Origin of the sequence: Cryobacterium psychrophilum, from assembly GCF_004365915.1 — a bacterium.
In the GTDB taxonomy this organism is placed as follows: domain Bacteria; phylum Actinomycetota; class Actinomycetes; order Actinomycetales; family Microbacteriaceae; genus Cryobacterium; species Cryobacterium psychrophilum.
Genome location: NZ_SODI01000001.1, coordinates 3,390,848 through 3,416,165 on the forward strand (window position 1 = coordinate 3,390,848; position 25,318 = coordinate 3,416,165).

Below are 25,318 nucleotides of genomic sequence, written 5' to 3' on the forward strand. Positions count from 1 at the left end.
CGCCGTATGATGTTTGAGTCGGATGGAGATCGAGCACAATGTTTTACTGGTTTATGAAGAACATTGTGGTCGGGCCGCTCTTGCTGGGAATCTTCCGGCCATGGGTGGTGGGCCTGGAGAACATTCCGAAGACCGGTGGGGTCATCCTCGCCAGCAACCACCTGTCCTTCATTGATTCGATCTTCCTCCCCCTCGTCGTGTCGCGCCGGGTGGTGTTCCTCGCCAAAAGTGAGTACTTCACCGGAACCGGGCTGAAAGGGTGGGCCACCCGGCAGTTCTTCAAGGCCAGCGGACAGCTTCCGATTGACCGCTCGGGCGGTAAAGCGTCTGAGGACTCGCTCAACACGGGCCTTCGCGTGCTCGGCGCGGGCGGAGTGCTGGGGATCTACCCCGAGGGCACGCGCAGCCCGGACGCCCGCATGTATCGAGGACGCACGGGTGTGGCCCGTATGGTCCTGGAGTCCGGTGTGCCGGTGATTCCCGTCGCCATGATCGACACCGAAAAGGCCATGCCCACCGGCACGCGCATTCCCAAGGTGCGCCGAATCGGGATCGTCCTGGGCGCTCCGCTTGATTTCACCCGTTTCGAAGGCATGGAGGGTGATCGCTTTGTACTCAGGTCCGTCACCGATGAACTCATGTATGAACTCCAGCGGCTCAGCACCCAGGAGTACGTCGACGTGTACGCGACGAGCGTGAAAGAGAAGCGGGCCGACCTTTCGCGATAGGCTGAAAACACTGCGCTTTGCCCCATTCAGGGCAGTGCCCCGCGTGGGTGCCGCACCATTCAGGCGTGCATGTGTGTGCGCCGTAGACAGAAAACAGGAAATATTTCGTGGTAGACCCCACCGAACCAGTCGTATTGGCAGAAGCATCTGTAATCGCCGGACTGGATCACTGGCGTACGCTGCCGATCAAGCAGCAGCCCAGTTGGCCCGATGCCGATGCAGTCGCCGCGGCTTCCGCCGAACTTGCGACCCAGCCCCCCTTGGTCTTTGCCGGCGAGGTGGACATCCTCCGCGATCGTCTTGCCGAGGCCGCCTCCGGACAGGCTTTCCTGCTGCAGGGCGGTGACTGCGCCGAGACCTTCAGCGGTGCAACGGCCGACCAGATTCGCAATCGGGTCAAGACAGTGCTCCAGATGGCCGTCGTGCTCACCTATGGTGCGTCGATGCCGGTCATCAAGATGGGCCGCATGGCCGGCCAGTTTGCCAAGCCGCGCTCCAGCGACTTCGAAACTCGCGGCGACGTGACGCTTCCCGCCTACCGCGGCGACATTGTCAACGGCTATGACTTCACGCCCGAATCGCGCGAAGCCGATCCGGCACGACTCGTCAAGGGCTACCACACCGCCGCTTCGACCCTGAACCTGATTCGCGCCTTCACGCAGGGCGGATTCGCCGACCTGCGCCAGGTGCACAGCTGGAACCAGGGCTTCGCCGCGAACCCCGCCAACCAGCGCTACGAGAAGCTCGCCAAGGAGATCGACCGGGCCATCAAGTTCATGACCGCGTGCGGCGCTGATTTCGAGGCGCTCAAGCGTACCGAGTTCTACACCAGCCACGAGGGTTTGCTCATGGACTATGAACGCCCGATGACGCGCATCGACTCGCGCACCGGAACGCCGTTCAATACCTCGGCGCACTTCATCTGGATCGGTGAGCGCACCAGGGACCTGGATAGCGCACACGTCGACTTCCTGTCACGGGTGCGGAACCCCATTGGCGTCAAGCTCGGCCCGAGCACCTCGGCCGACGACATGCTGCGTCTCATCAACAAGCTGGACCCGAACCGCGAGCCCGGACGCCTGACCTTCATCACGCGCATGGGTGCCGGTAAGATCCGCGATGCCCTCCCGCCGCTGCTGGAGGCCGTCAAGGCGAGCGACGCAAGGCCGCTGTGGGTCACCGACCCGATGCACGGCAACGGCGTCACCACCCCGACCGGTTACAAGACTCGTCGTTTTGACGACGTCGTCGACGAGGTTAAGGGCTTCTTTGAGGCTCACCGCGCCGTCGGAACGCACCCGGGAGGCATCCACGTCGAACTCACGGGCGACGATGTCACGGAGTGCCTCGGCGGCTCGGAGCACATCGATGAGGCCGCCCTCTCGACGCGTTACGAGTCGCTCTGCGACCCTCGCCTTAACCACATGCAGTCCCTCGAGCTGGCCTTCCTGGTGGCCGAAGAGCTCGGGAATCCGCCGCGCGTGTAGTTCATGAAACGGTGAAGGCCGGATCAACGCGAAAGCGTTGGTCCGGCCTTTTTGCGCAGATTGGCTCGGGAGTTGAGGCAGTCCGACCGTGGAAGGACCAACTAAGCTGAGAAGTTGACCTTCACGTTACTGTTGCGGGGAACCGACGTGCCCGAACCCGGTGTGACCTTGGTCACCGTGAACAGCCCGGGAGCAGCGTCGGCGAAGATGTTGTAGTCCAGCTTCAGTCCGGCATCACTGAGGATCTGCTTCGCCTCTGACCACGGTTTTCCGACAACGTCGGGAACCTGCACGGGCTCCGGCCCGCGGGACACGGTCAGGATGATGGTCGCCCCGGCCCGCACCGGAGCCTCGGGTCCCGTGGTGGAGACCACCTTGCCCTCGGCGATGCTGTCGCTGTAGGTCTGTTCACCGGAGATCGCGAGGAGTTCCTTGTCCGCGAGTGCCTGCGTGGCAGCGGCGACCGAGGACCCGACCACATCGGGAATGGCCCCGAGCGACACGACCAGATTCACCTTGAGGCCCTGGAAGTAGTCGCCGCCCTCCGAGACGTCGCCGTCGTCGCTCGCGCGGCTAGCCGAAATGACCGTGTCAGCCTCCGCCGACGTGCTGAAGATCGAATCCACGCTGCCAACCTCGGCCAGCAGAGTCGTGATCTGTGCTGACGCGTCCTCCTGGCTCAGGCCGGCCAACGGAGGAAGCGTGATGGGTTGCAGGCCGAGGGAGACGACGACGTTGACCGTGCTGTCCTTGGAGACCCGCGTTCCGTCCTTGGGCTTCGTTCCAATCACGACGCCCTCTGGCACATCGGCACTGTACACGGAACTCTCGTTCGATTTCAGGCCGACGCTGTCGATTCGTGCAGCGGCGTCGGAAGGAGACAGGGTCGAGACGGTCGGCACCGCAATGTCGGAACCGGGGCCGGAGCCGAAGTACCATCCGGTACTCCCGAGTGCCGTTGCGATGAGGAGCACGAGCGCGAAGAGCCAAAAACCACGGTTCTTTCGGCGGCGAGCCTTCGTGGCGAGGGCGGTGCTGTTGTCGGGGGACTGGGGGATGACGCCGGCAGCGGTCATGGGGCCCAGTACGCTCGTCGCCGATGTGCCGTCGTGAAGAGCAGCCGTCAGGAGCTTGGTCTCCGCGTTGGCGGCCGCATTCGTGATGCCGGGGACCATCATCGTTGGCTGGAGGGCAGTGGGCTGCTGACCGGGGGAGCCGGCACCGGGGTGGCCGCGGCCGTCCAGGAGCTGATCGAGCATGACGCGCGCGTCCCTGGGGCGTTGCTCCGGGTCCCGGGCAGTGGCCCACTGCACGAGTTCGTCCAGTTCACGCGGGGTCGACGTCACCTTGCTGCTGGGCATCGGTACCGTGTCGTTGGCATGCTGGTACGCGATTTGCATCGGTGCCTCGCCCACATACGGCTGCTCACCCGTGAGCATCTCAAAGGTCATGATGCCGAGGGCATAGATGTCGCTGCGGGCGTCGGCAATGCCCCGGGTGACGAGTTCGGGGGAGAGATACGCAATGGTCCCGAGAAGCGCCTGGCCCGTGGCCGTGTTGTTGTTGACCGCTCGCGCGAGGCCGAAGTCGCTGATCTTGATGCGGCCGTCATCGGCGAGCAGCACATTCTCCGGCTTGACGTCGCGGTGAACGATGCCGGCCTTGTGTGCGGCTGCAAGCCCGCTGAGCACGGCCTCCAGAATGTCCACGGTCTGCTCGGGGGTGAGCTTGCCGTAGTCCTTGAGCAGGTCACGCAGGGTGATCCCCGGCAGGTACTCCATGACGAGGTAGGCCGTGTCAGCGTCCTGGCCCTGATCGAAGACGTTGACGACGTTGGGGTGCGCCAGACGGGCGGCGGAGCGGGCTTCCTGGATGAACCGGCTCTTGAAAGCGTTGTCGTCGGCCAGGTGGCCGTGCATGATCTTGATCGCCACTCGACGTTCGAGACGCAGGTCGGTGGCCAGATATACCGTGGCCATACCGCCTCGAGCGATTCTGGAGCGCACCTGATATCGACCATCTATCAGACGGCCGATCATCTGGTCGGTCGGGGTTTCACTCACTAGTCGAGTCTAGAGAAGCTCAGGGCCATGAGCCTGCTAGAACGCCGCGCGCCGCTAGCCCAGTTGGTTGAGCCAGGCGCGGGCCGACGTTTCCCACTTGCCGTAATGTTCGGGAAAAGCAGAAATCTGCACGGCCTGGGCCGCCTGCGTGACCGTCATCGATTCCCAGCCCGCGATCTCGAGCAGGCCGCGGGTAACCCCGGAATTCGGGTTAGTGCTGCCGCCAAAGAAGGCGAGCGTGGCACGCTTCGGGTTCATGGTCTGTTCCGGGGAACCCCAGCCGACGCTCGGGCGCTGCTGGAACAGACCGAGCGAATCCCGGTCACCGTAGTCGATATTACGCAGACCTGACTCCTGCGCTGCCGCGGCGAGAGCGATGACGAGGCCGTAGTCGGAGACTCCAATGGATCGGCCCACCGCCACGATCGTTGCCGCGTTGGTCCGCATTTCAGCGGTCAGGGGCGTGACATGGGTCGCGTCGGGGAGCGCGGAGAACTGAGAGGGAATTGCGAGTACCTGGCCCGGGTAGATCATGCTTGACCAACCGAGGCCGTTGGCATCCAGAACGGCCTGAACGCTGACGCCAGCCGCCGCAGCGACGCCGCTGATCGTGTCACCCGTCTGGATCGTGTGATTGGATGCCCTCATCGGTGCCGTGACGGGGGTCATGGGGGTGATGAAGGCTGCCTGTACCATCTGGGCGGCGGGCGCGGCCCCGGTCGGCAACGCGACGGCCTGACCGGGGTAGATGATGCTGCTGCGCTTCAAGCCGTTCGCGCTCAGTACCGCGTCGGTGCTGAGTCCGTGCGCGGCTGCGATGCCGCCGATCGTGTCGCCGCTCACCACGGTGTACGACGAGGACGAGACCGAGTGCGCGGTGGGCGCCGGCGCTGCGGCGGCCGTGAGATTGAGGACCTGGCCGGGAAAGATCAGGGCTGCCGAATCGAGGCCGTTGAGTGAGAGCACGCTTGATGTCGACAGACCGAATCGCGCCGCAATGCCGCTCACGGTGTCGCCCTGCGCGACGGAGTACTGGGCCGGTGCGGCCTCGATTGCGCTCTTTGCGACCGTCGCTGTTCGGGTTGTGCTCTCAACGAGTTTTGGGTTCAGCGGCTTCTTCGCCACGGCGGCCTGGGCCGGTGCGGCCAGATTCAGGCTGATGGCCAGCGTTCCGACGATCACGATCGGAACGGTCACGAGCGGGCTGCGCCCTCTCCGCTCGCCGGATTTTGTGCGGCGGTCGCGCGGGGTTTCTCCTGCAGCGACCGCGTCAACGATTGTGCTCAGATCGCTCGACATGGAACTCCTCTTTCGTAAAATACCCCAGCCCCCGGAGTTGAGGCTGGCACAAATGACAACTTGAGTCAATCAGTGATACAGCAGTAATACCTACCAAATGCGGCATCCGGGTGCAACTCGTTTTGCGAGTGCGCCGAATCATGGCAAACTTAAGCCGTGACCGAAGAGTTTTCAGAGCCCCAGAATTCAGAGCCAGAATGGCTGACCATCCCCGCACTCGTCGAAATGCTCGGAATAACCCAGAGTAGGGTCCGACAGCTGATCGATGACCACTATCTTCTCGCCATCCGCCGCGACGGCGTTCTTCAGGTCCCCGCGGAGTTCCTGCGGGATCGAGCTCCGTTGCCTGAACTGCGCGGAACCATCTTCGTGCTCAACGACGACGGCTTCACGAATGAGCAGGCGATGAGCTGGCTGCTTGACGTCGACGACAGCCTGGGGGTGGCGCCCATTGCCGCCCTCCGTGCCGGACGCAAGGCCGAGGTACGTCGCGTCGCCCAGGCTCTCGCCTGAGCGATCCGCTCCCACCACGGTTCAGAAGGCTCGGCGAGCCACCTTGTCTGCGAGGCCGCGGAGTTGGTTTTTGGCATGACCGCTGATGTTTGCGGTGTCAAGTACGGTGAGGGCTTCGGTCAACCGTTCCGTGATGAGCGCTTCGACGCGTTCGACGGCGCCACTGTGCGTGATGGATTGCTGCAACGTTGCGATTCGCGTGGCGTCGAGGGCCGGGTCGCCGAGCTGCTCGTCGAGCACGCGTCGCGCCTGGGCTGAAAGTGTCTGGCGGGCGAGTGCAATCAAGACCGTGCGCTTGCCCTCCCGAAGGTCATCTCCGCTCGGCTTGCCCGTCACGGAGGCATCACCGAAGACTCCGAGCAGGTCGTCCCTCAGCTGGTAGGCGATGCCGAGCGGCAGCCCGAACGCCCGCAGAGACGCGAGCTGTTCGGCACTGCCGCCGGCGAGCGCTGCTCCAATCACGAGCGGGGCGAGCACGCTGTACCGCGCCGATTTGAACTCGATCACCCGCATCGCCCGGTCGCAGAGTTCAGATTCAGGCGCGGTATGCCACGCGCGTTCTTCCAGAATGTCGAGGTATTGACCGGCGGTTACCTCGGTGCGCATGAGATTGAACTCAGATCGAGCGGCCAGGGCCGCCTCGCGGTCCGGTAAGGCGGCGAGCCCCTCGTCGAGCAGCTCGTCGCTCCAGCCCAGGAGGAGGTCGCCGAGCAGTATCGCCGAGTCACGGCCGAATTCCGTCGAACTGCCCACCCAGCCCTTGGTGCCGTGCAGCCGTTCAAAGAGTTTGTGAGCGGATGCCGCGCCGCGGCGGGTGTCCGAGTTGTCGATGATGTCGTCGTGCACGAGCGCCGCCGCATGGAACACCTCCAGTGCCGATGCGGCGCCAGTGATGGGTGAAAGATCGTCGACTCCTGGGCCGTTCCACGCAGCCGGCGCGGACGTCGCCGCGCCGGCACGCACGCTCTGCCAGCCCCAGTAGCAAAAAAGCGCTCTGAAGCGCTTGCCACCGCTGAGAAATTGCCGAGAAAAGGCCACAAGAGGCACAAGGTCGGGGCTGATCAGGGCCACAATTGGATCACGGGTACTGAGGAACTCGTTGATGCGGGATTGAACGAGATCGACTACATGAGTGCTTTCAGTCACCCGCCTAGCCTAGTCAACCTGACGGGACTAGAATTAGGACTCAACCCGCTCGATCCCGAAATTGGAGGGAATGAGATGCCGCTTTCTGAACAAGAGCAGCGACTCCTTGAAGAGATGGAGCGCAGCCTCTATCACAACGATGCAGATTTTGTCGCAAGCGTCGGCGTATCGCGCCTCCGCCCCAACTACCGCTCGATCGCCGTTGGCGTGCTTCTTGCCGTTCTGGGCATTGTCGCCCTGATCGCGGGCGTGGCCCTCCAGCTCTTGTGGCTTGGCATTGTCGGGTTCGTCGTGATGTTCACGGGGGTGCTGCTCGCGCTGTCGCCAGGCAAGTCCATGAAAGGCATGAAGGGCATGCCGTCGTCGGGCTCTTCAGGCCGTGGTCCGGCTCAGGGTCGCACTGATCAGGGCTTCATGAATCGCCTGAACGAGCGCTGGGACCGTCGCCAAGACGGACAATAGGCACGACGAGCGCGAGCTGCGGCTAGCTCCACTTCGCTCCCTCTCACGCAGGGTTTTGCCCTGGAAAGGACCGATCACCCGATCGGTCCTTTTTTTGTGCCCAAAATCCGCCGAAGTGGTGACAAATCACTCCCTTTCCCTCCACCGCCAAATCCCTTTTGTTTCATGGCATTTAGCTCAAAAAAAGTCAAAATATTGGGAATATTCCTGATTTAGTGGTGGACGGTGGAGTAAAGTGGAGCAAGATTTGAATCCGGCAGGAAAGGAAGGGGGATGCATGTTTCTTGGCACCTATGCCCCCAAACTCGACGAGAAGGGACGCATCATCCTTCCCGCGAAGTTCAGGGACGAGTTGTCGACGGGTCTGGTCATGACCCGTGGCCAGGAACACTGCATCTACGTCTTCAGCGCCCGCGAGTTCGAGGACCTGCACGACAAGATTCGTCAGGCTCCGGTCACGAGCAAGCAGGCGCGCGATTACCTGCGCGTCTTTCTCTCCGGAGCCAGCTCCGAAACTCCCGATAAGCAGAATCGGGTCACCATTCCAGCCAATCTCCGCTCCTATGCGGGGCTCGACCGCGAACTCACCGTTATCGGTGCCGGCAGTCGAGTAGAGATTTGGGACAGCGAGGCCTGGGCCAGTTATCTGGCCGAGCAGGAAACCTCATACGCCAACACGACGGAGGAGGTGATTCCGGGACTCTTCTAGCCCCTGGCGCCTGACTCCCAGCCGTTCGCCCTGACACACTTCCCCGGTGCCAGGACAGAATGGATGGGGATCAGGCGGCAGGGACCAGCCCGGCATTATGGCCATAAACGAAATCCACACCCCGGTCCTACTCGAACGCTGTATCGAGTTGCTGGCCCCGGCCCTCACGCCCCCCGGGTCGGTGCTCGTCGACGCGACCCTCGGCATGGCGGGACACGCCGAGGCATTTCTGCAACGGTTCCCCGAACTCACCCTGGTGGGCCTCGACCGCGATCTCGATGCCCTCGCGATTGCACGCGAGCGTCTCGCCCCCTTCGGCGACCGCGTCCACCTCGTACACACCGTGTATGACGGCATCGGTGACGCCCTCGCGGAACTCAACATGTCAGAAGTCCAGGGGGTGCTATTCGACCTCGGCGTCTCGTCTCTTCAGATCGACCGGGTCGAGCGAGGCTTCTCCTATTCCAAAGACGCACCGCTCGACATGCGGATGGACAGCACCTCGGAGCTGACCGCCGAGGTCGTCCTCGCCACCTACAGCGAGCCGGACCTGCGCCGCATCTTCCAGGACTACGGCGAAGAGAAACTCGCTGCCCGGTACGCGAAGGCAATCGTTGCGGCGCGGGACGTGACCCCGTTCATTCGTTCGTCCCAACTCGTCGATGTGATCACGGCGGCCACGCCGGTCGTCGTACAGAGAATGGGGCACCCGGCCAAGCGGGTCTTCCAAGCGCTTCGCATCGAGGTCAACCAGGAACTCTCCGTTCTGGAACGGGCGATCCCCGCGGCGCTTGAGGCGATCGCGGTCGGTGGACGAATCGTCGTGATGGCCTACCAGTCCCTCGAAGACCGCATCGTGAAGCGGGCACTTGCCGGAGCCTCCGGATCGACCGCGCCGGCCGGGCTTCCGGTGGAGCTTCCCGAACACCGACCCGTCTTCAAACTTCTCGTCCGCGGCGCTGAACTCGCGTCTGAAGACGAAAAAGCGGAAAATCCGCGAGCAACACCCGTGCGGCTGCGCGCTGCTGAGCGTTTGAGGAGGGCCTGATGAGCGACAATCTTGCACGAGTGCCACAGGCGGGTACCCCGGAGCGTTCGACAGAGCTCACCGGGGATCATCGCCGGTTTCAGATTGTCTCTCCCGCCTCGCGCCACCGTTCGCGCCCGCGCATCGTCTACGCACTCACGGCCATCGCCGGGGTCAGCGCCATCATCGTCGCGCAGCTTCTGCTGAGCGTTGGTATCTCCCAGGGCGCATACGAGATCTCCTCGCTGCAGGCCAGCCAGGCCGAGCTGGGTCGAACCGAGGCCAGCGTGAACGAGGACCTCGCGAGTGTCTCGTCGCCGCAGAGTCTCGCGGCCAATGCCGCTGCCCTCGGCATGGTCAGTAACTCCAACCCGGTGTACCTGAGGCTCTCCGACGGGGCAGTGCTCGGGGCTCCCAGCTCCGCCTCGGGTTCACACGCGGGTGCGGCGAGCCTCGTTCCAAACTCCCTGCTCGGAGATAACATCGTGCTCAGCCAGCTGTCCGCAGGCGCAGCCGGAGCCGACGTGGCCGGTGCGGTGTCTGCCGTTGCCGTGACCAGTGCACCCGTGGTTCCAGCGGGTCTGCCATCGCCGACGACCCGCTAGCGCGGCTCAGGTAAGGATTTGACCGTGTCCAATAAAGCCGTCCCGACCAGGCCGCACATTACCCGGTCAGCTCGGCGACGGGTGGCGGCCACAGTCGTCGTGTTGTTCATCATCATGTCCGTCTTCGTCGCCAGGCTCGTCGATATCCAGGTTGTGCGTGCCGAAGCGCTCACCGCCGACTCCGTGGGCAACCGTTCGGTCGACCAGACCGTGTACGGCAGTCGCGGCGGAATCGTCACGGAAGGCGGGGTCGTGCTCGCCGAATCGGTGATGCGCTACGATATCACCGTCTCACCCAAGAACGTGGGGAAGTTCACCAGGGCGATTGACGGGAGCGACAAGCGGGCGACGGTAACGGTCGCTCAGGCATCCGCAGAACTGGGCGCTGTCACCGGCCAAAGTGGCGACGCGATCCAGCTCATCATCTCCGATGCCCTCGCTGACAACCCCAAATCTGATTTCGCCTACATCACGAAACAGGTCGATGTTGACGCGCTTCGCGCCATCAACAAGCTCGATATTCCCTGGTTGTACCCGCGGACCAACCCCAGCCGGGTCTACCCGAACGGTGCCGTGGCGGGAAACATTGTCGGATTCGTGTCCGGGGAGGGCAAAGCCCAGGCGGGACTCGAAATCGGACAGGATGCCTGCCTGGCGAGCGAGAACGGCACGGAAACGTACCAGAAGGGAGCCGACGGCGTTCGGATCCCCGGGAGCAGCAACACGACGAAGGAGGCGGTGGACGGCGGAGACGTTGTCACGAGCATCGACTCTGATCTTCAGTTCTTCGTGCAGCAAACACTCGCCGCGCGGGCGCAGGAAACGGGTGCGGCGTGGGGTACAGCCGTTGTCCAGGATGCCAAGACGGGCAAGCTCCTCGCGGTCGCGGACTATCCATCCGTTGACCCCAATAACGTCGGCGGCACCAGCGACCCCGACGACCGCGGCTCCCGTGCCTTCACGGAGTCCTTCGAACCCGGATCGACCCTTAAGGCCCTCACCGCGGCATCCGTGCTTGACGCCGGTGTTGCCGATCTGAATACCACGGTGCTGGCCCCGTATCGCTACCTGCCGTCGAACGGCGCCAACATCAACGACAGCCACCAGCACCCTGACCAGCAGATGACGATGTCGGACGTGCTGGTCGACTCTTCCAACACGGGCATGTCCAAGTTCGGCGAGATGCTCACTGCGAAGCAACGCTACGACTACCTGACCAAGTTCGGCGTGGGAACATCCACCCGCGCCGGTTTCCCGCGGGAGGACGGTGGAATTCTTCATCCCTACCAGGAGTGGGACGCGCAGACCGCGTATGCCACGATGTTTGGCCAGGGCCTCACGACCACCGCACTGCAGGTCGCCAGCATTTACCAGACGATAGCCAATGACGGTGTGCGGATGCCCGTCCAGCTCGTGGAAGGCTGCCGACACGCCGACGGTACGACCACGGGCCAGCCCGACACCACGGGAACGCGAGTTCTCTCCGAGAAGTCGGCCAACGAAACCTCCGAGGTGCTCGAAATGGTGTACAACAACAGCTGGGTGAGCAACGTTTGGAACATTCCCGGCTACCGAGTGGCCGCGAAAACCGGAACCGCGCAGATGCCCAATGGCAGGGGCGGCTATTCCAAGGGTTACCTCGTGTCCGTCTCGGGCTTTGCTCCAGCGGACGATCCTGAGTACGTCGTTTCGGTCAGCTTGGCCGACCCTGTTAAACTGAACTCGTCCGCCGCACCCGCTCCGGTCTTTCAGGAGGTCATGAGCCAGGTGTTGAAAAAGTACCGGGCGGTGCCCTCGGGGGATCCAGCCCCTGACCTCCCCACCTCCCGGTGAGAAAGTGAGCCCTGTGACCAACCTGGCACCCTCGGCTCTCCGTCCCCAGCATCCCGTTCCGCGGTCGTTGTCGGGACTCGTCGAAGAATTCAACCTTGAAGCGCACGGCGACCTCGCCGACGTCTTTGTAACCGGTGTGAGCCTCAGCTCGCGAACGGTGCAACCCGGCGACCTCTACGTCGGCGTCGCCGGCCAACACAGCCACGGTGCGTCCTATGCCGCCGCTGCCCGCGAGGCGGGAGCTGTTGCCATACTGACCGACGAACGGGGGGCACGCCTGGCCGCAGAGAGCGGCCTGCCGATTATCGTCACCGAGAACGCTCGGGCGGCACTGGGGACGATAGCGGCATGGATATATCGCACCGAGGAAAACCCCGCCACGTTCTTCGCGGTCACAGGAACGAACGGCAAGACCAGTGTCGTGTACCTGCTGTTCGGCATCCTGAACCAGCTCGGCGTCACATCGGGCCTGACGTCCACGGCGGAACGACGCATCGGTGACCTGGCCGTCACCAGTTCACTGACAACACCGGAGGCCAGCGAGCTGCACGCGCTGCTCGCTCGAATGCGAGAGGCAGAGGTGCGCGCCGTCGGCATAGAGGTCTCGGCGCAGGCCCTCAGTCGTCACCGCGTGGACGGCCTCGTCTTCGACGTGGCCGGGTTCACGAACCTGAGCCACGACCACCTCGACGATTACGCGGCCATGGATGATTACTTCCAGGCCAAACTCGAGCTCTTCACCCCGGATCGCTCTCGGCGTGGTGTCGTCACCGTCGACTCGGTCTGGGGCCAGCGCATCGTCGCCGAGTGCCGTATTCCCGTGACGACGATCAGCAACCATGCGGATGTCCCCGCCGACTGGCGCATGACCGTTGTGGGCGAGAATGCCACCTACACAGAATTCGTTCTCGAGGGTCCCGGCGCGCGCCGCCTGCAGACCCGCGTGCCGCTCATGGGCTGGTACATGGCAGCCAACGCCGCCCTTGCAATCGTGATGCTCGTGGAATCAGGTTTCGACCTCGACCAAATCGCTCATGCCCTGGAGCGCGATGGTGGCATCGATGCGTACATTCCGGGGCGTGCCGAGCTCATCTCCGGATCCACGGGACCGCTCGTCTACGTTGATTACGGACACAGTCCTGATGCGTTCCTGAACACGCTCGCCGCCATTCGAAAGTTCACGCCGGGGCGCCTCATCATGTTGTTCGGTGCCGACGGTGACCGCGACGCGACCAAGCGGGCCGACATGGGCGCCATTGCCGCTCGCGGTGCAGACGTCGTTGTTGTGACCGACTTTCATCCCCGCTTCGAAGACCCGGCGAGCATCCGCGCCGCGCTGTTGGACGCGGCTCGTGCAGCCGTTCCCAACGGTGAATTCTACGAAGTCGCCAATCCGCAAGCGGCATTCCGCCAGGCGTTGGCGCTTGCCGGTGAGGGCGATGCGATCCTGTACGCTGGCCCCGGCCACGAAAACTATCATGAGGTTGCCGGTGTCAAGATTCCCTATTCAGCTCGTGACGATTCTCGCCAGGCGCTCCGTGACGCAGGGTGGCTGTAAGTGATTGCCCTTTCCCTGCGCGACATCGCCGACACCGTCGACGGTGTGCTCCACCTACCGGCGGGCGAGGCGGACCCCGAGCGACTCGTGAACGGAAGCGTGCAAACCGACTCCCGTGAAGTCGTGCAGGGCTCGATCTTCGTCGCCAAGCCCGGCGCAACGACCGACGGTCACCTCTACGCTCCGCTTGCGGCGGAGCGCGGCGCCGTGCTCCTGCTCGTCGAACGCGTGCTTGACCTTCCCGTGGCCCAAATCGTGGTCGCCGACGTGGTTGTGGCTCTCGGATCGCTCGCGTCGACCGTCGTATCCCGAGTGCGCTCGGAGGGCCGACTCAAGGTCGTGGCCGTCACCGGTTCGAATGGCAAGACAACGACCAAGAACCTGCTTCGCGAGATTCTCGAACGCGTCGGTCCAACCGTGGCCGCCCGGGGATCCTTCAATAACCAGGTCGGTGCCCCCATGACCATGCTGGAGGTCACTCACGACACGGCGTACCTCGTCGTGGAAATGGGCGCGAGCGCGGTCGGGGCGATTGCCCGACTCGTTGGTCTCGTGCGACCTGATATCGGCATCGTGCTCTCGGTCGGCCTGGCGCATGCCGGCGAATTCGGGGACCTCGATGCGACGGTGCGCGCGAAATCCGAAATGGTGACCGAGCTGTTGCCAACGGATGTCGCAGTGTTGAACGCGGACGACCCCCGCGTCGCCCACATGAGTGAAAAGACCGGCGCCCTCGTCGTCTTCTTCGGTGAATACGGCAACGCGATGGTACGCGCGACCGATGTGCGTGCCAGCCGCGCCGGAACCACCTTCGTGCTGCACCTCACCTCCGGCGAGTTCCGCCCGGTGACATTTCGGGTCCTCGGCGAACATCATGTGATGAACGCCCTTGCGGCTGCCGCGGCAGCCGAAGTGCTCGGCGTTCCCCTCGATATCATCGTGGCCGGGCTGGAATCCGTGCAGCGGGCCGAGCGCTGGCGCATGGAGGTTCTGGGTGGGCGCGATAACGTCACGGTCATCAACGATGCCTATAACGCGAGCCCCGACTCGATGACGGCGGCGCTCAAGACCCTGGCGCAGATTGCTGAGCCGGGTAGCCGCACCATCGCCGTTCTCGGTGAGATGGCCGAGCTCGGTTCTCTGGCGGGGGAGGAGCACGATCGCGTCGGCCTGCTCGCCGTTCGTCTCAACATTTCGCAGGTGATCGTTGTTGGTCAAGGCGCACGGCGCATGCATATCAGCACGATCAATGAGGGATCGTGGGACGGCGAATCCGCCTACGTCGACACAGCGGACGAAGCCTTTGAGCTGCTGCGCACCCTCGTGCAGCCTGGCGACACCGTCCTGGTGAAGTCATCAAATTCCGCGGGACTGCGTTTCCTGGGTGACCGGTTGGGAGACCTTTTCTCGTGAGAGCACTATTGCTGGCCGGCGCGCTGTCGCTCGCCTTCACCCTCTTTCTGACACCGCTGTTCATCCGGCTGTTCCACAAGCTCGGCTGGGGACAGTTCATCCGCGACGACGGCCCCAAGAGCCACCATGCCAAGCGCGGCACCGCCACGATGGGTGGCATCATCCTCATCTTCGGCGTCGTGATCAGCTTCTTCACCGCCAAGCTCAGCCAGGGGGAGCCGATCACGGCCTCCCCGTTGCTGGTGCTGTTCATGATGGTCGGTCTCGGTCTCGTCGGTTTCGTCGACGACTTCCTCAAGACCCGCAACCAGCGAAGCCTGGGGCTGGGCGGCTGGTCCAAGATCGCCGGCCAGGTGCTCGTGGCCGGCGTGTTTGCCTGGCTGTCGCTCCAGTTCCCGAACAGGAACGGCCTGACGCCCGCGTCAACGCACGTCTCATTCATCCGTGACACGTCGCTGGACTTCATGAACCTCGGCGCGATCCTGGGCCTGATCGTGTTCATCGTGTGGATCTGCCTCATCGTCGCCGCGACGTCCAACAGTGTCAATGTCACGGACGGCCTTGATGGGCTCGCGACGGGCTCGTCGATCCTGGCGATCGGATCCTTCATCGTGATCGGATTCTGGCAGTTCAACCAGTCCTGCTTCAGCGGCGGTTCCGATTCGACCGACCTGTATCGGTGCTACGAAATTCGTGATCCCCTGGACCTCGCTGTCGTATCGGCCGCTATCGTCGGTGGACTGATCGGATTCCTGTGGTGGAATACCTCTCCCGCCAAGATCTTCCTCGGCGATACCGGATCGCTGGCCATCGGTGGCGCACTCGCCGCCCTCGCTGTCCTCAGCCGCACCGAGCTCCTCCTGGTGCTCATCGGTGGTCTCTTCGTGATCGAGTCCGGCTCCGTCATCGTGCAGCGCGCCTACTTCAAGGTCACTCGGGGAAAGCGCATCTTCCTGATGAGTCCCATCCACCACCACTTCGAGCTCAAGGGCTGGGCGGAGGTCACGGTCGTCGTGCGCTTCTGGATCATCGGCGGTCTGCTCGTCGCCGCCGGTGTTGGCACGTTCTACCTTGAGTGGCTTTCGGCGGTTCCGACCCGATGAGTGAGATTCCTGTCGCCGGTGTCCCGGCGAGCCGACTCGACGGGCTCACGAGCTGGCACGCCGATTGGACAAACCTGCGGGTGGCCGTGCTCGGACTGGGCGTCACCGGTTTCGCGGCCGCGGATACCCTGGCCGAACTCGGAGCAGATGTTCTCGTGGTCGCGTCCGGTGGCCCCGACGAACGTGCGCAGCTCCTGAACGTGCTCGGCGTCGCCCTGGTGCAGTCCGACCTCAGCGAGGTCCCCGCGGAGTTGGCGGCGCACCAGGCGGACCTTGTCATCGTGTCACCCGGCTTTCACCCGGACCACGTGCTCCTCAACTGGGCACGCGCGCAGGGCATCGCGGTGTGGGGCGACATCGAGCTGGCCTGGCGATTGCGCAACAAGATGGGAGTTCCTGCCGAGTGGCTGCTCGTGACGGGCACCAACGGCAAGACCACCACCGTGCAGCTTGCGGCGACGATGCTCGCTTCCGCCGGCTACCGGGTCGCACCGTGCGGCAATATCGGCGTGCCCGTACTCGACGCCATCCGGGACCCGCAGGGCTGGGACGTGCTCGTGGTTGAGCTTTCGAGCTACCAGCTGCACCACCTGCCCCGCACCGGGCCGGGAGCCCTGCAACCCTGGTCGAGTGTCTGCCTGAATGTGGCGGACGACCACCTGGACTGGCACGGTTCGGCCGAGGCCTACCGGGAGGCGAAGGCAACCGTCTACTTCAACACCGGGGTCGCCTGCATTTACAACAAAGCGGATGCGGCGACACTGCGAATGGTCGAGAACGCCGAGGTTCGGGAAGGGGCACGGGCGATTGGCTTCGGCCTTGGCGTGCCGGGTCCGAGCGAACTGGGCATCGTCGAAGGCATCCTGTGTGATCGTGCCTTCCTGGACGACCGCTTTGAGCAGGCACTGGAATTAGCCACGCTCACGGAGCTTGCCGGTGCGGGCCTGTCGGCGCCCCACGTCGTTGCCGACGTGCTCGCAGCGAGCGCTCTCGCTCGTTCCTTTGGCGTTGACCCGGAAACGGTGCGGTCCGCGCTTGTTACGTTCCACCTTGATGCCCACCGGATCGAGGTGGTGGCCCTTCATGAAGGAATCCACTGGATCGATGATTCAAAGGCTACGAACCCGCACGCCGCCGACGCTTCACTTGCGTCGTTCGACTCCGTGGTCTGGCTCGTCGGCGGCCTGCTCAAGGGCGTGAACGTCGATGAGCTCGTTCGCAAGCACGCCTCCCGTTTGCGGGGAGCGGTCATCATCGGGGTCGACCGACTGGCGCTGCGTGACGCATTTGCGCGACACGCGCCCCTGGTGCCGGTCTTTGAGGTCGAGTCAGACGACACTGAACAGGTCATGCCGGGAGCAGTCAGACTGGCTGCAAGCGTGGCCCGGGCCGGCGACGTGGTTTTGCTGGCCCCGGCGGCGGCGTCGATGGATCAGTTCAACAGTTACGCCGAGCGGGGTAAAGCGTTCAATCAGGCCGTACATCAATTTCTTGGAAGGTGAGCATGGCCACCGTCCCACGCACGGGGCCGCGGCGTCCCGCGGCGGCCCCCACGCCGACAGCAGAAGAGCCCCAGAGCATCCACGCCAGGGGCGTGTCAGCGCGTATCAGCGTCGGCCGGTTGTTCAAGGCAGAGTCCACGAACTACTTCCTGCTGCTCGGCACGACGATGTTCCTGGTTGCCTTCGGGCTCGTCATGGTGCTCTCCTCATCGTCCGTTGACTCCTACCTGGCCAACGCCGGTTTCTTTGGCGGAATCATTCGGCAGGGCGTGTTTGCGCTCATCGGCGTGCCCCTCATGCTTCTGGCGAGCCACATGCCGATCGCATTCTGGAAGCGCGTGGCCTGGCCTGCCCTTCTTATCGCGTCATTCCTGCAGTGCCTCGTGGTGTTCACTCCCATGGGCTACACCATTGCCGGCAACACCAACTGGTTGTCCATCGGCGGAATACAATTCCAGCCGTCCGAGGGCATCAAGATGGCCCTCGTCGTGTGGCTGGGCATGATCCTGGAGCAGAAGAAAGACCGCCTCGACGACTGGCGCCACGTTTTCATTCCCGTCTTCGGCGTCGGTGGGGGCTCCGTGTTGCTCGTCATGATTGGCGGCGACCTTGGAACAGTCATGATCATGGCCGGGCTGCTGTTCGGCGCGCTGTTCTTCGCCGGCGTGAAGCTGCGACTGCTGGCCGCTCCCATCGCGGTCGGCGCGCTGGGAGCCGTCATCCTCGCACTGACCAGCAGTAACCGCCTCACGCGCATCATGAGCTTCGTCAACGAGGGCTGCGACCAACTCACCGGACCAATTTCTGCGAGCTGCTGGCAGCCGCTGCACGGCACCTGGGCCCTCGCCAATGGTGGCATCCTCGGTGTGGGGCTCGGCAACTCGAAGGCCAAATGGTCCTGGCTCCCCGCAGCAGACAACGACTACATTTTTGCCATCATCGGGGAGGAACTCGGACTCATCGGCGCCATCGTCGTGCTGTGCATGTTCGTCCTGCTCGCGTTCGCTTTCCTTCGTGTAATGCGTGCGAGCACGAGTGTCATGGCCCGCATCACGACGGCCGCCGTCATGGTGTGGATAATCGGACAGGCGCTCGTGAACATCGGCGTGGTGCTCGGAGTCTTCCCCGTGCTCGGGGTTCCACTACCGCTCATCTCGGCCGGAGGCACCGCCCTGATGACCACACTCGTGGCAATTGGAATCGTCTTGTCCTTTGCGCGGGGCCAGCACACAGGGAGTACCGCAAAGTGACCACCTATCTTCTGGCCGGCGGCGGCACCGCGGGCCATGTGAACCCGCTGCTCGCCATTGCCGATGCGCTTCGAGCCCGGGAACCGGACGCCGTCATCATTGCCCTGGGCACGAGCGAAGGCCTCGAGGCACGGCTGGTTCCGGCGCGCGGGTACGAACTCGTTTTCGTGCCCCGAGTACCGTTTCCTCGCCGCCTGAACCGGTTGGCCTTCAGCTTTCCCGCTCGGTTCAACGCGGCCGTGAGCGGCGTGGCCGACCTCATCCGTTCGCGTGGCGTCGATGTTGTCGTCGGTTTTGGAGGGTTCGTTTCGACGCCCGCCTATCTGGCGGCGCGTCGCCTGCGCGTGCCCATTGTGATCCACGAGGCGAACGCGAAGCCGGGACTGGCCAACAAGCTCGGCGCCCTCTTCACCACGAAGGTCGGCGTCGCCTTTGCCGGAACCTCCATTCGGCACGCGCATTTCGTGGGGATGCCGTTGCGGCCCGAGATCGAACGTCTCGACCGGGCCGCCATGCGCGAGGAGGCGGAGAATTTCTTCGGTCTTGATCACGGCCGTAAGACGCTCCTCGTGACGGGGGGGTCCCTCGGCGCCCGGCGGCTCAACAACACGATTCTCGAGAGTGCCCCGGCGCTCGTTGCGGCCGGATGGCAGGTGCTTCATATTCAGGGGGACCGCGGCGAGGTGGCAGATCCGCACCTCGATCACTATCGACTGGTCGACTACTGCGACCGAATGGACCTCGCTTTGGCGGCCGCCGATTTCGCGGTCTCGCGGGCCGGCGCGGCCACGGTCAGTGAACTGTGCGCCCTCGGAATTCCCGCCGTATATGTGCCGTACCCCGTGGGAAATGGGGAACAGCGTTTCAACGCCGCGGATGTCATTGCTGCCGGCGGCGCCCTGCTCGTCGACGACGCGGAATTTCTCCCGGGCTGGGTGATCGACTCGCTCGTTCCGCTCCTGGCCGACACCCACCGCGTGGAAGCCATGGGCACGGCCGCCGCCTCGGTGGGGATTCGTGATGGGTCGGCCCGGATGCTCGAACTCATCATCCAGGCTCACTGAATACCAACCGCTTCACCGCTCACCCGATCACCGCGTAACGTTGTAGACGAAGCGCCAAGTTGTTCCCAACGTATTGAAGAAACACCAAGCCGAGAAGAGCGTATACACCCGTGATAAAGCCCGACCTCACTGTGACCATCGGCGACGACCTCGGGGCCGTGCACTTCGTCGGCATCGGTGGTTCGGGCATGAGCGGAATAGCCCGACTCTTCCTCGGCAAGGGCTACACCGTCACCGGTTCGGACGTACGGGAATCCGATAACGTCCTGGCTCTGCGTGAGCTGGGCGCACGCATCATGATCGGCCACGACGCCGCGAACGTCGGCGACGCCGACACGCTCGTGGTCACGGGCGCGCTGTGGCAGGACAATCCGGAGTACGTGCTCGCCAAGGAGCGGGGCATTCCCGTTCTGCACCGCGCGCAGGCGCTCGCGTGGCTTGTTCAGCACCAACGCCTGGTTGCGGTTGCCGGAGCGCACGGTAAGACCACCTCGACCGGGATGATCGTGACCGGACTGCTCGGCCTGGGCCACGATCCCAGCTTCGTGAACGGCGGCGTGATTGAGTCGCTCGGCGTCAGCTCCGCCGGCGGCACGGATGACCTGTTTGTGGTCGAGGCCGACGAGTCGGACGGTTCCTTCCTGCTCTACAACACCAGCATTGCCCTGATCACGAACGTCGACCCCGACCACCTCGATCACTACGGTTCGCTCGAAGCCTTCGAGACCGCGTTCGTGGACTTCGCGCACAAGGCGAGCGAGCTCGTCGTCATCTCCTCCGATGACGTGGGCGCCGTTCGTGTGACCGAGAGCCTGTCCGCGGCACGCGTGATCACGTTCGGCGAAGCCGCCGGAGCCGACGTGCGCGTGCATTCCATCGTCACCGACGGACCCGTGCGATTCAGCATCGCCTGGCAGGGCGCCGATTACGAGACCACGCTGCGCATCCCCGGCAAGCACAACGCCATCAACGCGGCCGGAGCTTTCGCGGTGCTCGTAGGTCTCGGACTTGACCCGGCCGGGTCCCTCGCGGCCATCAGCGACTTCGGTGGCACCCAACGCCGCTTCGAACTGCACGGCACCGTCGGCGGAGTGAGCGTGTATGACGACTACGCGCACCACCCGACGGAGGTCGCAGCGGCGCTCTCCGCGGCCCGCACGGTCGTGGGCGGCGGGCGCATCATTGCCGTGCACCAGCCGCACCTGTACTCTCGCACCCGGCTGTTCGCCCAGGAATTCGCCGACGCCCTCGAGAACAACGCGGATCACACCATCGTGCTCGACGTTTACGGCGCCAGGGAAGACCCGGAGCCCGGAGTGACGGGCGCACTCGTCGCCGGCCGGTTCGCCGATCCCGCCCACGTGGCGTTCGTGCCCGACTGGCAGGATGCCGCCGACTACCTCGGCACGATTGCCCAGGAGGGCGACTTCGTGGTGACACTCGGCTGTGGTGACGTGTATCGCATCGTTCCCCAGCTGCTCGACGCGCTTCGCGCGACACGCGAATGAGCACACGCCCGGTATGAAACGACCAGGTAGTTTTGATCGCCCGACCCTTCCCGGCCCGGGGGAGCGCGGGAAGGGGCCCGCAGCCCCGTCGGGAAGGAAATCGGCCGGTTCCACCGGTCGCAAACCCTCCAGTTCGTCGCCCCGGGATGCGCGCACCGAACCGATCGTGGTGCAGTCCGACGCGCTCGCTTCCGTGTCGGGCATCCGCTCGGGAAAGGACGGCGCAGCGCCCGCCGAGAAGTCAGGAGCGGCAGCGGCAGGCGCCGTCCTTCGGGGTGCGCGGCGAGCCAGAAAGCGCTTTGAACGCGCGGAGGTGCGTCGTTTCACGTGGCGTTCCCGCCGTCGGCGCACGATCTGGACCGTCGCGCTCGGCTCCAGCGTCGTGCTGCTCGGTGGCGTCATCGCCGCTGCGTACTCGCCGCTCATGGCGCTGCGCACGATTGACGTCGTCGGAGCCGACCGGGTCGGCACCGAGCAGGTCGTGGGCGCCCTCGACGATCAGATCGGCACTCCGCTGCCACTCATCGACTTCACGCGGGTGAAGGAGCAGCTCGCATCGTTCACGCTCATCGAGAGCTTCGTGACCGAGAGTCGTCCGCCAGGGACACTGGTCGTGCGTATCGTGGAACGTGAGCCGATTGGCGTGATCACGAGCGAGACGGGCTTCGACCTCGTTGACGCCGCCGGCGTGCGCATCGAATCCTCGGCGGAAAGGCCCGCCGGTTACCCTCAGATCGAGGCGCCGGACGGTGTTGGAAGCGCGGGGTTCCTGGCCGCGGGCGAGGTCATCCACGCCCTCCCGGACGGCATTCGAACCGAACTCGACTCCGTGGCAGCCGCCACGACCGATGACGTCACCCTGGGTCTCATTGGGGGAGCCAAGGTCGTCTGGGGGAGTGCGGAACAATCCGAACTCAAGGCGGTCGTCCTGGCCGCCCTGATGGTGGGACACCCCACGGGTAGCGTGAACGAATACGATGTGTCGTCACCGAACAGCGCGGTGCTGCGGTGACCTGACAGAAATCTCGCAACACTTCGCGACACGCGGGCGCGCCTCCCCAAGCAGCGCGCTGTCACGCATAGCTTCGAAATCAGCAATTGCATACTCAGCATAACTTTAAACTTCGAGTAAAGGTTTAGGGTTCCACCGGAGGCCGGACGTGTCAAACAACCAGAATTATCTAGCGGTCATCAAGGTCGTCGGAATCGGCGGTGGCGGCGTGAACGCCGTCAACCGCATGATCGAGCTCGGTCTCCGCGGAGTCGAGTTCATCGCGATCAATACGGATGCCCAAGCGCTTCTGATGAGTGACGCCGACGTGAAACTGGACGTCGGTCGCGACCTCACTCGCGGCCTTGGTGCGGGTGCTGACCCCGAGGTTGGCCGTCGAGCCGCCGAGGATCACGCCGAAGAAATCGAAGAGGCTTTGGCCGGGGCCGACATGGTCTTCGTCACCGCCGGTGAGGGTGGTGGAACCGGTACCGGTGGCGCCCCCGTCGTCGCCCGCATTGCGAAGTCCATCGGCGCGCTCACCATTGGTGTTGTCACCAAGCCCTTCGGCTTCGAAGGCAAGCGCCGCCAGGCCCAGGCCGAGACCGGTGTCGCCTCGCTCAAGAACGAGGTTGACACCCTCATCGTCGTGCCGAATGACCGCCTGCTGGAGATCAGCGACCGCGGAATCAGCATGCTTGAAGCTTTCGCCACGGCGGACCAGGTGCTCCTCGCCGGCGTGCAGGGCATCACCGACCTGATCACGACCCCCGGTCTGATCAACCTCGACTTCGCTGACGTCAAGTCGGTCATGCAGGGTGCGGGCTCCGCGCTTATGGGGATCGGTTCGGCTCGGGGCGCTGATCGTGCCATCAAGGCAGCCGAACTCGCCGTTGCCTCTCCGCTGCTTGAAGCAAGCATCGACGGCGCCCACGGTGTGCTGCTGTCCATCCAGGGCGGGTCGAACCTTGGAATCTTCGAGATCAACGACGCGGCGCGCCTCGTGCAGGAAGCCGTACATCCCGAAGCCAACATCATCTTCGGTGCGGTGATCGATGACACCCTCGGCGACGAGGTTCGTGTAACCGTCATCGCGGCCGGATTTGATGGCGGCGAACCGGGCGCCAAGGCCGTCGAGGTGCGCCGAGCTGACCTCGTGGCTGCCGGCGTTGCCGCCGGTGCGGGAACGGCCACTGCCGGCCCCGCAACGAAGGAAGGCCCGTCCTTCAACTCCGGTTCGTTCTCGGAAGGCGATGCGGCCGCTTCGGTCTGGTCGTCGGCTGATTCTACCGCGGGCGGCACCACCGCGGCCGACCCGGCTTTTGAAGAAGAGTCCGATGACCTGGACATCCCCGATTTCCTCAAGTAATAACGATAGCTCCGAGACCGGGCAGGGGCCACGTGGCTCGCGCCCGGTTTCAGTTGCCGGTTCCACGGACTTGATCGCCGACCCGGGTCTGACGAAACGTCTCGACAGCGTGCGCGCCGGTATAGCGGATGCCGCTCGCGCCGCCGGGCGCGATGACGCTGACATCACCACAATCGTGGTCACGAAGTTTCATCCGGCGGCTGTTATCCGAGCGCTTTCCGCGCTGGGAGTACGGGACGTGGGGGAGAGCCGGCATCAGGAGGCGCAAGCCAAGGTCGCCGAACTCGCTGAACTCGACCTCAACTGGCATTTCATCGGCCAGGTGCAGGGCAAAAAGGCGCGGCAGGTGCGCGCCTATGCGAACGTCATTCACTCCGTGGACCGTGTCTCGCTCGTGGATTCATTGGCCTCCCCAGACACCACCGTGGACTGCTTCATCCAGATCAACCTCACGGATGATCCGGCTCGCGGTGGAGTGAATCCGGCGGACCTGTCGGCTCTCGTCGATCGGGTGCAGCAGTCCGAGGGACTGCGGCTGTTAGGCCTCATGGCCGTGGCCCCGCTGCATGCGGAACCGCGACGGTCGTTTGCCTACGTTCGCGAGCTCAGCGAGGGCATCCGTAGCGCTGCTCCGCAGGCCACACACCTCTCCATGGGAATGAGCCAGGACTACCCCGCGGCCATCCTCGAGGGTGCGACACACCTAAGAATTGGCACCGCAATCACCGGGAAACGCCCGGAACCAGTTAATCTCGACAGAGAAGCTCAACAACACGGAGGTCGACATGTCTAACCCGCTCAAGAAAACCATGGTCTACCTGGGTCTGGCAGACGAAGAGCTTGAGTACGAGGCGCCCGCCGCGGCTCGTGTCGCCGCGGTTCCGGCCGCCACAGCGCACAACGCGGGTCACGCACCTGCCGAGCGTTCCACTCAGGGCAGTGCCTCACACGGCAACGCCCAGAGCACCAGCGGGCGTGCTCCCGTTACCCCTTTACGAAAGACTTCGACCCCCCAGAATGTGGCCGCGTCCGAAATGAATGAAATTCTCACCGTTCACCCCCGCCAGTACCGCGACGCCCAGGTCATCGCCGAGTCGTTCCGTGACGGCATCCCCGTGATCATCAACCTGTCGCAGATGAGCGATGCCGATGCGCGTCGCCTCATCGACTTCGCGAGCGGCCTCTCTCAGGGGCTGTACGGCAAGATCGAGCGCGTCACCGCGAAGGTTTTCCTGCTGTCACCGGCCCACGTCGTCGTCTCCGGCGACACCGCAACTGAAGAATCCGCCGAAGAGGCGTCCTTCTTCGCTCAGGCCTAGTACCTCGCGTGAGTTTGCTCGGAAACCTCCTGTATTTTGTCTTTCTCCTGTACTTTTTTGTGCTCTGGGGGCGTTTCATCGTTGACCTTGTTCGCGGGGTCAATCGGGGGTGGCGTCCGCAGGGATTCGTCCTCGTTCTCGTCGAAATGGTCTACACGCTCACCGACCCGCCGGTTCGTTTCTTCCGTCGGCTCGTTCCCGCCCTCCGGGTGGGACCCATCGCCTTTGACTTCGGGTTTACGCTTACCATGCTGTGCACGATTGTCGGCATGTCGCTCGCTGGTATCGTGCAGCGACTCTGAGCGACACGCCTCACACGCAAATGCCGCCCTGCACACCGGGCCGGGAACGCAACATGTATTCTTATCC

23 protein-coding genes are annotated in these 25,318 nt (G+C 64.0%); 20 read left to right on the forward strand and 3 right to left on the reverse strand.

Translation table 11 applies throughout. From position 1 onward, the window contains the following. The first annotated feature begins 38 nt into the window (after window positions 1-38). Window positions 39-728 (forward strand): lysophospholipid acyltransferase family protein, encoded by a 690-nt coding sequence (locus EDD25_RS15985; RefSeq protein ID WP_134174717.1) that lies wholly within the window; start codon window positions 39-41, stop codon window positions 726-728. Window positions 729-835: 107 nt separating this feature from the next. Further along, window positions 836-2,215 carry a class II 3-deoxy-7-phosphoheptulonate synthase gene (locus EDD25_RS15990; protein ID WP_134174719.1) on the forward strand — a complete coding sequence of 460 codons (1,380 nt, stop codon included), beginning with the start codon at window positions 836-838 and terminating at the stop codon, window positions 2,213-2,215. Window positions 2,216-2,316: 101 nt separating this feature from the next. Here EDD25_RS15990 and pknB read toward each other — a convergent pair whose 3' ends face one another. Both pknB and EDD25_RS16000 read right to left on the reverse strand, forming a co-directional pair. Continuing rightward, window positions 2,317-4,278, reverse strand: coding sequence for a Stk1 family PASTA domain-containing Ser/Thr kinase (gene pknB, locus EDD25_RS15995; RefSeq protein WP_134174721.1), 1,962 nt, complete (start codon window positions 4,276-4,278; stop codon window positions 2,317-2,319). 54 nt (window positions 4,279-4,332) lie between these two features. Then, window positions 4,333-5,577 carry a lytic transglycosylase gene (locus EDD25_RS16000; RefSeq protein ID WP_134174723.1) on the reverse strand — a complete coding sequence of 415 codons (1,245 nt, stop codon included), beginning with the start codon at window positions 5,575-5,577 and terminating at the stop codon, window positions 4,333-4,335. A gap of 156 nt (window positions 5,578-5,733) precedes the next feature. Here EDD25_RS16000 and EDD25_RS16005 point away from each other — a divergent pair, with 156 nt between their 5' ends. Next, window positions 5,734-6,090 (forward strand): Rv2175c family DNA-binding protein, encoded by a 357-nt coding sequence (locus tag EDD25_RS16005; protein WP_338419616.1) that lies wholly within the window; start codon window positions 5,734-5,736, stop codon window positions 6,088-6,090. Between the two features lie 21 nt (window positions 6,091-6,111). On the opposite strand, the gene EDD25_RS16010 is transcribed toward EDD25_RS16005, so the two are convergent. Beyond that, window positions 6,112-7,236 carry a polyprenyl synthetase family protein gene (locus EDD25_RS16010; RefSeq protein ID WP_134174725.1) on the reverse strand — a complete coding sequence of 375 codons (1,125 nt, stop codon included), beginning with the start codon at window positions 7,234-7,236 and terminating at the stop codon, window positions 6,112-6,114. Between the two features lie 75 nt (window positions 7,237-7,311). Between EDD25_RS16010 and EDD25_RS16015 the strand changes: the two genes are divergently transcribed. From EDD25_RS16015 to EDD25_RS16095, 17 genes are all read left to right on the forward strand, one after another. Further along, window positions 7,312-7,698: a DUF3040 domain-containing protein gene (locus EDD25_RS16015; protein ID WP_134174727.1), complete on the forward strand. Its 387-nt coding sequence runs from the start codon at window positions 7,312-7,314 to the stop codon at window positions 7,696-7,698. 277 nt (window positions 7,699-7,975) lie between these two features. Further along, window positions 7,976-8,407 carry a division/cell wall cluster transcriptional repressor MraZ gene (gene mraZ, locus EDD25_RS16020; RefSeq protein ID WP_134174729.1) on the forward strand — a complete coding sequence of 144 codons (432 nt, stop codon included), beginning with the start codon at window positions 7,976-7,978 and terminating at the stop codon, window positions 8,405-8,407. Window positions 8,408-8,504: 97 nt separating this feature from the next. Continuing rightward, on the forward strand, window positions 8,505-9,455 hold the full coding sequence (rsmH, locus tag EDD25_RS16025) for a 16S rRNA (cytosine(1402)-N(4))-methyltransferase RsmH (protein ID WP_134174731.1): 951 nt from the start codon (window positions 8,505-8,507) through the stop codon (window positions 9,453-9,455). Next, on the forward strand, window positions 9,455-10,039 hold the full coding sequence (ftsL, locus tag EDD25_RS16030) for a cell division protein FtsL (RefSeq protein ID WP_134174733.1): 585 nt from the start codon (window positions 9,455-9,457) through the stop codon (window positions 10,037-10,039). The genes rsmH and ftsL overlap by 1 nt, the downstream gene beginning before the upstream one ends. Window positions 10,040-10,063: 24 nt before the next feature. Next, window positions 10,064-11,872, forward strand: a complete 1,809-nt coding sequence (locus tag EDD25_RS16035; RefSeq protein ID WP_241986398.1) for a peptidoglycan D,D-transpeptidase FtsI family protein — start codon at window positions 10,064-10,066, stop codon at window positions 11,870-11,872. A gap of 13 nt (window positions 11,873-11,885) precedes the next feature. Then, complete coding sequence (locus tag EDD25_RS16040) at window positions 11,886-13,430, forward strand: Mur ligase family protein (protein WP_134174735.1); 1,545 nt, start codon at window positions 11,886-11,888, stop codon at window positions 13,428-13,430. Then, on the forward strand, window positions 13,431-14,843 hold the full coding sequence (locus EDD25_RS16045; RefSeq protein WP_134174737.1) for a UDP-N-acetylmuramoyl-tripeptide--D-alanyl-D-alanine ligase: 1,413 nt from the start codon (window positions 13,431-13,433) through the stop codon (window positions 14,841-14,843). It abuts the gene before it with no gap. Continuing rightward, window positions 14,840-15,946: a phospho-N-acetylmuramoyl-pentapeptide-transferase gene (mraY, locus tag EDD25_RS16050; RefSeq protein ID WP_134174739.1), complete on the forward strand. Its 1,107-nt coding sequence runs from the start codon at window positions 14,840-14,842 to the stop codon at window positions 15,944-15,946. Before EDD25_RS16045 ends, mraY begins: the two co-directional genes overlap by 4 nt. Beyond that, on the forward strand, window positions 15,943-17,448 hold the full coding sequence (gene murD, locus EDD25_RS16055; protein ID WP_134174741.1) for a UDP-N-acetylmuramoyl-L-alanine--D-glutamate ligase: 1,506 nt from the start codon (window positions 15,943-15,945) through the stop codon (window positions 17,446-17,448). The genes mraY and murD overlap by 4 nt, the downstream gene beginning before the upstream one ends. Window positions 17,449-17,450: 2 nt before the next feature. After that, window positions 17,451-18,698, forward strand: a complete 1,248-nt coding sequence (gene ftsW, locus EDD25_RS16060) for a putative lipid II flippase FtsW (protein ID WP_134174743.1) — start codon at window positions 17,451-17,453, stop codon at window positions 18,696-18,698. Beyond that, the gene (locus tag EDD25_RS16065) at window positions 18,695-19,762 is read left to right on the forward strand and encodes a UDP-N-acetylglucosamine--N-acetylmuramyl-(pentapeptide) pyrophosphoryl-undecaprenol N-acetylglucosamine transferase (protein WP_134174745.1); all 1,068 of its coding nucleotides are present in this window, start codon (window positions 18,695-18,697) and stop codon (window positions 19,760-19,762) included. The genes ftsW and EDD25_RS16065 overlap by 4 nt, the downstream gene beginning before the upstream one ends. Before the next feature lie 110 nt (window positions 19,763-19,872). After that, window positions 19,873-21,270 carry a UDP-N-acetylmuramate--L-alanine ligase gene (murC, locus tag EDD25_RS16070; RefSeq protein ID WP_134174747.1) on the forward strand — a complete coding sequence of 466 codons (1,398 nt, stop codon included), beginning with the start codon at window positions 19,873-19,875 and terminating at the stop codon, window positions 21,268-21,270. Window positions 21,271-21,436: 166 nt separating this feature from the next. After that, entirely contained in the window at window positions 21,437-22,282 is an 846-nt protein-coding gene (locus EDD25_RS16075) for an FtsQ-type POTRA domain-containing protein (protein ID WP_166671329.1), read from the forward strand. A 148-nt stretch (window positions 22,283-22,430) separates the two neighbouring features. Continuing rightward, window positions 22,431-23,630 (forward strand): cell division protein FtsZ, encoded by a 1,200-nt coding sequence (gene ftsZ / locus EDD25_RS16080; RefSeq protein WP_134174751.1) that lies wholly within the window; start codon window positions 22,431-22,433, stop codon window positions 23,628-23,630. Further along, the gene (locus tag EDD25_RS16085; protein ID WP_134174753.1) at window positions 23,599-24,423 is read left to right on the forward strand and encodes a YggS family pyridoxal phosphate-dependent enzyme; all 825 of its coding nucleotides are present in this window, start codon (window positions 23,599-23,601) and stop codon (window positions 24,421-24,423) included. The genes ftsZ and EDD25_RS16085 overlap by 32 nt, the downstream gene beginning before the upstream one ends. Further along, entirely contained in the window at window positions 24,416-24,949 is a 534-nt protein-coding gene (locus tag EDD25_RS16090; protein WP_134174755.1) for a cell division protein SepF, read from the forward strand. The genes EDD25_RS16085 and EDD25_RS16090 overlap by 8 nt, the downstream gene beginning before the upstream one ends. Before the next feature lie 8 nt (window positions 24,950-24,957). Beyond that, on the forward strand, window positions 24,958-25,251 hold the full coding sequence (locus EDD25_RS16095; RefSeq protein WP_134174757.1) for a YggT family protein: 294 nt from the start codon (window positions 24,958-24,960) through the stop codon (window positions 25,249-25,251). Window positions 25,252-25,318: the final 67 nt, after the last annotated feature.

Bases quoted from the DNA above. Each gene is read 5' to 3' on its own strand.
- EDD25_RS15985 (WP_134174717.1), top strand. From the start codon at position 39: ATGTTTTACTGGTTTATGAAGAACATTGTGGTCGGGCCGCTCTTGCTG.
- EDD25_RS16000 (WP_134174723.1), bottom strand. From the start codon at position 5,577: ATGTCGAGCGATCTGAGCACAATCGTTGACGCGGTCGCTGCAGGAGAA.
- EDD25_RS16015 (WP_134174727.1), top strand. From the start codon at position 7,312: ATGCCGCTTTCTGAACAAGAGCAGCGACTCCTTGAAGAGATGGAGCGC.
- mraZ (WP_134174729.1), top strand. From the start codon at position 7,976: ATGTTTCTTGGCACCTATGCCCCCAAACTCGACGAGAAGGGACGCATC.
- rsmH (WP_134174731.1), top strand. From the start codon at position 8,505: ATGGCCATAAACGAAATCCACACCCCGGTCCTACTCGAACGCTGTATC.
- ftsL (WP_134174733.1), top strand. From the start codon at position 9,455: ATGAGCGACAATCTTGCACGAGTGCCACAGGCGGGTACCCCGGAGCGT.
- murD (WP_134174741.1), top strand. From the start codon at position 15,943: ATGAGTGAGATTCCTGTCGCCGGTGTCCCGGCGAGCCGACTCGACGGG.
- ftsW (WP_134174743.1), top strand. From the start codon at position 17,451: ATGGCCACCGTCCCACGCACGGGGCCGCGGCGTCCCGCGGCGGCCCCC.
- EDD25_RS16085 (WP_134174753.1), top strand. From the start codon at position 23,599: ATGACCTGGACATCCCCGATTTCCTCAAGTAATAACGATAGCTCCGAG.
- EDD25_RS16090 (WP_134174755.1), top strand. From the start codon at position 24,416: ATGTCTAACCCGCTCAAGAAAACCATGGTCTACCTGGGTCTGGCAGAC.